General features: G+C 75.7%; 6 protein-coding genes and 1 pseudogene. 5 read left to right on the top strand and 2 right to left on the bottom strand.

Annotated features, from left to right (window positions below; genetic code table 11):
* A partial coding sequence (locus tag AC0CYZ_RS14495) for an alcohol dehydrogenase catalytic domain-containing protein (protein ID WP_472216481.1) occupies positions 1–449 on the bottom strand: 449 nt, incomplete at its 3' end.
* Between the two features lie 103 nt (positions 450–552).
* Between AC0CYZ_RS14495 and AC0CYZ_RS14500 the strand changes: the two genes are divergently transcribed.
* Both AC0CYZ_RS14500 and AC0CYZ_RS14505 read left to right on the top strand, forming a co-directional pair.
* Positions 553–1938, top strand: coding sequence for an FAD-binding oxidoreductase (locus AC0CYZ_RS14500; RefSeq protein WP_472216483.1), 1386 nt, complete (start codon positions 553–555; stop codon positions 1936–1938).
* Between the two features lie 106 nt (positions 1939–2044).
* Positions 2045–2221: pseudogene (locus AC0CYZ_RS14505) on the top strand (hypothetical protein); the annotation flags it as partial.
* Positions 2222–2390: 169 nt separating this feature from the next.
* Here the strand turns inward: AC0CYZ_RS14505 and AC0CYZ_RS14510 are convergent.
* On the bottom strand, positions 2391–3857 hold the full coding sequence (locus tag AC0CYZ_RS14510; RefSeq protein ID WP_472216485.1) for an alpha/beta hydrolase: 1467 nt from the start codon (positions 3855–3857) through the stop codon (positions 2391–2393).
* A 157-nt stretch (positions 3858–4014) separates the two neighbouring features.
* Between AC0CYZ_RS14510 and AC0CYZ_RS14515 the strand changes: the two genes are divergently transcribed.
* The 3 genes from AC0CYZ_RS14515 to AC0CYZ_RS14525 form a co-directional block, all read left to right on the top strand.
* On the top strand, positions 4015–4902 hold the full coding sequence (locus AC0CYZ_RS14515) for a YihY/virulence factor BrkB family protein (protein WP_472216487.1): 888 nt from the start codon (positions 4015–4017) through the stop codon (positions 4900–4902).
* Between the two features lie 26 nt (positions 4903–4928).
* Positions 4929–6008: a hypothetical protein gene (locus AC0CYZ_RS14520; RefSeq protein WP_472216489.1), complete on the top strand. Its 1080-nt coding sequence runs from the start codon at positions 4929–4931 to the stop codon at positions 6006–6008.
* Between the two features lie 57 nt (positions 6009–6065).
* The coding region (locus AC0CYZ_RS14525; protein ID WP_472216491.1) for a hypothetical protein at positions 6066–6293 on the top strand (228 nt) is incomplete at its 3' end.

Consider the following 6293-nt stretch of genomic DNA (forward strand, 5'->3'; position numbering starts at 1 on the left):
AGGGCCGCGGCCTCGTCGGAGAGCGAGTCGGGCACCGGGTGGGCGCGGTGGGCGGGGACGACGACGTACTCGGCGAAGGAGCCGTCGATCGGCGGCGTCGCGAAGAACGCGATCTGCGGGCACAGGTGGTAGCGCCCCTGCCGGCACTGCTCGCAGCGCCCGCACTCGGTCTGCGGCTCGACGGCGACCCGGGTCCCGACGGCGGGCGCGTCCACCCCGGGCCCGACGGCCGACACGACGCCCGAGGTCTCGTGGCCGAGGACCAGCGGGCCGTGCATGACGAAGCCGCCGATGCGTCCGTGGTCGTAGTAGTGGACGTCGGATCCGCAGACGCTCACCGCCCGGACCGCGATCTGCACCTGCCCGGGCCCCGGCTCGGGGACGTCGCGGGTCTCCACGACCACGTGGTCCGGTTCGGTCAGTACGGCCACCCGCTGCGTCGTCGCCACGCCCCCACCGTAGGACGGGCAAGCGCCCGCGTCAGGGCGGTCAGGAAGGGGATCCGGCGGGTTACCGTGAGGCGACCGGCCCGCGCAGGAGGGAACCCGCACCATGACCACCGTCGCACCCTCCCCCGTCGTCGCGGACCTGCGGGCCGCGCTCCCGGCCGACCGCGTGGTCGACGACCCGGACGTCCTCGCCTCCTACGCCCACGACGACGCCGAGTGGGCGCCCTGGGAGCTGCCCGCGGCGGTCGTCCGCCCGCTCGACGCGGCGCAGTGCCGGGCGGTGGTGCAGACGTGCCTGCACCACGGCGTGCCGATCGTGCCCCGCGGCGCCGGCACCGGCCTGTCCGGAGGCGCCAACGCGACGGCCGGCAGCGTCGTGGTGTCGGTCGAGCAGATGACGCGCATCCACGAGATCGACGCGGCGGAGCGCCTCGCCGTCGTCGAGCCCGGTGTCGTGAACGACGACCTGAGGGCGGCGTGCACGGAGCAGGGCCTCTGGTACCCGCCCGACCCGGCGAGCTCGCCCTGGTCGACGATCGGCGGCAACGTCGCCACCAACGCCGGCGGCGTGTGCTGCGTGAAGTACGGGGTGACGCGGGACTACGTGCTCGGCGTGCAGGTGGTCAACGGCCAGGGCGAGCTGGTCCGGCTGGGCCGGCGCACCGCGAAGGGCGTCGCGGGGCTCGACCTCGCGGGCCTGATGGTCGGATCGGAGGGCACCCTCGGGCTGATCACCGAGGTGACGGTGAAGCTTCGCCCGGCCCGCGCGCCGGAGCACACCGTGGCCGGCTACTTCGCGAGCATCGTCGACGCCGGGCGGGCGGTCGCGGCGATCACCGCCGACGGGTTGACGCCCAGCGCCCTCGAGCTCGTCGACCGGACCTGCCTCGAGGCCGTCGACGCCTGGAAGAACATGGGGCTCGCGGCGGAGGCCGAGGTGATCCTGCTCGGCCGCTCCGACGCGCCGGGGGCGGCCGGGACCGCCGAGGCCGAGGCGATGCTCGCCCACTTCGACGCGGCCGGCGCGACCTTCTCGGCCCGGGCGGCCGACGCCGAGGAGGCCGACGCGCTCTTCGCCGCCCGCCGCCTGGCCTACCCCGCCCTGGAGCGGCTCGGCCCCGTACTCACCGAGGACGTGTGCGTCCCGCGCGCGGCGGTGCCCGAGATGCTCGCCCGCATCCAGGCCACCGGCGAACGCTTCGAGACCACGATCGCCAACCTCGCCCACGCCGGTGACGGGAACCTCCACCCGCTCCTGATCACCCCGGTCGGCGACGAGCCCGCCCGGGAGCGCGCCCAGGCCGCGTTCGAGCAGATCCTCGCCGACGCGCTGGAGCTCGGCGGCACCGTGACCGGCGAGCACGGCGTCGGGCTGCTCAAGCGCGACGGGCTCGTCGCCGAGCAGGCCCCCGAGGCCCTCGCGATGCAGCGCGCGGTCAAGGCCGCCCTCGACCCGCACGGCGTCTTCAACCCGGGCAAGGTCCTCTGAGGCCGCGAAGCCTCCCGGGAAGGTCGGTCCTGGCGATCCGGAGCCACCCGGCGCACGAAGTCCTGGTGGGTCGGCGTCCGCCGACCGGCGAGGAGGAGACATCGGGATGCGGCCCTCGGAGGAGGAGCAACTCCTGCACATCGCGGCCGACCTGCGCACGTCCGACCCCCGGCTGGGGCGCGCTCTTCGTCGCCACAGCCTTCCCGGGCACGCCCTGGCGCAGGTCATCGATCCCTTCGCGGCCCTGGGTACCGCGATCTCCCTGGTCGCGCTCCTGAGCGGCGTGCTGTTCGCGCTCCCGGTCCTCATCGCGCTCGGCGTCCTGGTCGTGCCGTTCACGGTGATCGCGGCCTGCGTGCGCCACCCGGGGCCCGGCGGTCGACCGGACGGCCAGGGTCCGCCCTCTCCGTAGCCGTCGACGTCTCGGCCGCGTGCCCGCCACGACGCCGTCGCTACGTCACCCGCGCCGGGGTTCCCGGCGCCTCGACCCGCGCCGACATCCACGGCAGGACGTCGGAGAACGCGGTCGAGGCGAACTGCCACGAGTGCCGTCCCGGCTGCGTCTCGACGGTGCAGGCGATCGCGCGGGTCTGGGCCTGGGCGCACAGGGCGCGGGCCTCGGGAAGCTCCTGGCCGGTCGCTCCCCCACCGCCGCGGCCGCCGATCCCGGGGTTGGCGGCCTGCCCGCCGAAGCCGCCGGACGGCCGCTGCCCGGGCGGCCGCTGGCCGGGGGGCCGGCCCGCGCCGGCGCCCGGAGGTCGGTGCCCGTACCCGCCGAACCCGCCGCCCGCGTCCGAGCTGTCGTCGAACCGGCCCGCGGTGTCGGCGTACGGGGCGTGCGCGGACAGCACCGTCGCCGGGTCGTACGCCGCCCAGGCCGCGGCGTTCCCGCCGTAGAGCCGGTCGATCGTCTGCTGCTTCGTCCCGACCTCCGGCCCGGCGTCGCCCGCGATGTCGTCGAAGGAGTCGATGAGGTCCGGGTGCATGACGGCGAGGTCGACCGCGCAGGTCCCGCCCATCGACCAGCCGACGACGCCCCAGGCCCGCGGGTCGCGGGACACCCCGTAGGTCTGCTCGACGAAGGGGATGACATCGCGGGTCAGGTGCGAGGCCGCGTTCCCGCGGGGTCCGTCGACGCACTCGGTGTCGTTGTTGAACGTCCCGCCCGCGTCGGCGAACACGAGGACCGGGGCGACGCCGCCGTGGGCGGCCGCGTAGGCATCGGCGATCTGGACGGCGTTCCCGACGCGGATCCAGTCGCCGGGGGTGTTGAACTCGCCGCCGATCATCATGATCGCGGGCAGGGCCGGCCGCGGGCCCGGCGCGAACCACGCGGGCGGCAGCCACACGTCCTCGTCGCGGTGCGGGAAGCCGCTGGCCGTGTCGGGGATCGCCACCGAGACGACGGCGCCGGTCGGGCGCGGGGTGCCGACCATCGCGGGCAGGGCGGTCGCGTCGACCTGGTCGGGGAACGCGCCGGCCGTGACCTCGCCCCAGCCTTCCTGCACCGTCGTCACGTAGCCCACCCACTGGTTGAGCACGAGCGCGACGCACACGAGCGCGAGCGGCACGACCAGCACCGACAGCGCCCGGCGCCACCACCGCGACGGCCCCCACGCGACCACGACGGCCACCACCGCGGCGACGGTCAGCCCCACCCACACCCACAGCAGGGCCGGCGCCGGGTCCGACGCGAGCCCGCTGCCCGCGAACGCCCACCACGCGGCGAACGCCCCGGCGACGCCGAGCACCACGACGAGACCGAGCCGAACCAGGGGGCGCCGCACCGGCCGCCGTCGGGACTCCGACCACGGCACCAGGGGGACGAGGACCACCAGCAGCAGGAGCACGACGACCGCCTGCACGGCCCACGGCAGCCAGCCGTCGAGCAGGGACAGCCCTCGCTGGTAGCCGATCACCGGACGAGGCCCGCGTCGTTGCAGCGCACGGGACCAGCCTGCCCGCCCGGCGTCATCGGCTCGTGTGCTGGACGGCCCGGCGAGCTGTGGAGGTGCTGTGAACCCGCCCGGCCGAAGCGCACGACTGAGCGCACGGCCCGCCCGGGTAGCTCCGCCCGTGACACAGACCGCCGAGCCCTCCTCCCGGCCCGTGGCGCTGACCCGCCTCCCGCCGCGCGCGTGGTGGCAGATCGTCTACGGCGCCGTGCGGAAGGGGCTCCAGGACGAGGTCGGCACCATGGCCGGCGGCGTGGCCTTCTTCGCGATCCTCGGCATCGCGCCGGCGCTCATCGCGCTGCTCGCGCTGTTCGGCCTGACCACCGACCCGGCCCACACGGCGGCGGTCGCGCAGCAGCTCGCCGCCGTCCTGCCCGACACCGCCCGGCCGCTGGTCCTCGACCAGCTGCAGACCGTGACCAGCGGCGGCACCGGCAGCCTCACCACGACGTTCCTCGTCGCGGCCGCCACCGCCCTGTGGAGCGCGTCGGGCAGTACCCAGAAGCTCCTGACGTCGATCCAGTCGATCTACGAACGACCCGAGACCCGCGGCATCCTGCGGCTGTACACGCTCGCCATCGCGCTGGCCCTCGGGTCGGTGGTGTTCGTCGCCGTGGCGGTCGCCCTGCTCGTCGGCGCCTCGGCCGTGATCGACGGGCTGCCGACGCCGGTGCGGCTGCTCGCCGAGGTGGTCCGCTGGCTCCTGCTCGTGGTGCTGGTGATGGGCGCGCTCGCGGTGGTCTACCGCGTGTCGCCCGACCGGCCGGGTCCCCGGCTGCGCCTGCTGAGCCTGGGGTCGGCGGCCGCGACGGTGGTGTGGGTGGCGGGCTCGGTCGTCTTCACCGTCTACGTCGACCACTTCTCGAGCTACGGCCAGACGTACGGGGCGCTCGCGGCCGTCGTCGTGGTCATGCTCTGGCTCTACCTCACCGCCTACATCGTGCTGCTGGGGGCGGAGGTCAACGTCGAGGCCGAGCGCCGCGTCGACGACGCCGACTCCTCCGACTGAGCAGCCGCGTCGGGCACGATCAACGGGTGTCCACCCTGCTGGCGGTCCTCGCCGGGATCGCCGGCGCGGTGATCGTCGCCGCCACGGTCCTCTCGGCGGTCCAGACGCTCGCCGTCCCCCGCGCGACGCCGTTGTGGATCACCCGCTGGGTGTTCCTCGCCGTCGGGGTCGCCTTCGCCCCGGCCCGGCGGATGCGCGACTACACCCGCCGCGACCGCGCGCTCGCGCTCTACGCCCCGCTGAGCCTGATGTGCCTGCCGCTCGTGTGGCTCACGCTCGTGCTCCTCGGCTTCGCCCTCGTGTTCGTCGCGCTCGGGCAGGGCTGGTCGGACGCCGTCGTCGAGAGCGGCTCGTCGCTGCTCACGCTCGGCGTGCGGGAGCCGCCCGGGACCGGCGCCGCCCTGCTGGTGTTCGTGGAGGCGGTCCTCGGCCTCGGGCTCGTCGCGCTGCTGATCTCCTACCTGCCGTCGATCTACTCCTCGTACTCGCGCCGGGAGGTGATGGTCACCGGGCTCGAGACCCAGGCGGGCAGTCCGCCGAGCGCGGTCGAGCTGCTGAGCCGCCTCGCCGTGATCGAGGGTCTCGACGAGCTCGACGGCTTCTGGGCCGAGTGGTCGCGCTGGTTCGCCGACATCGAGGAGACCCACTGCTCGACGCCCGCGCTGGTGCTGTTCCGCTCGCCGCAGCCCGACCGGTCGTGGGTCACCGCGGCCGGGGCCGTGCTCGACGCGGCGGCGCTGGTGTCGTCCACGCTCGACCTCGGCCGGCGCCCGGCCGCGGAGCTCTGCCTGCGCTCGGGCTTCCTGGCGCTGCGCCGCATCGCGGACTTCTACGCGATGCCCTACGACGCGGACCCGGCGCCGGACGACCCGATCGCGGTCCGGCGCGAGGAGTACGACGCGGCCCGCGCGGCGCTGGCCGCGACGGGGGCCGCCGTGCGCCCCGACCCCGACCGGTCGTGGCGGGACTTCTCCGGCTGGCGCGTGAACTACGACGCCGTGCTGCTGCGCTTCGCGGGGCTCACGCACGCGCCGACGGCGCCGTGGTCGGGCGACCGTGCGCTGGAGTTCCGTCAGGTGGCGCTGCCCCGGCGACGGATGCGCTGACCGACCCGACCCGGGGCCCTGTTCGGGCACGCCCGCCGTCGCGGGACCATGGCGGGCATGGACGGGGGTCGGGGATGGGTGACCCGCCTGCTGGCGGTGCTCGTGGTGGCGGCCGGCGCGGCCGGGCTCACCGGGGCGCTGCTGCTCGGCGGGTCCGACGGGGCGGCGGTGCGGACCGCGCTGCTCGCGGCCGCCCACCCGGCGGCCGCGCCGGAGCTCGGGGCACCGGCGGCACCCGCGCCCGGTGTCCCGCCCCGGCTCGCGTCGCTGCCCGCCCGCACGACC

The organism is Actinomycetospora sp., assembly GCF_055612215.1.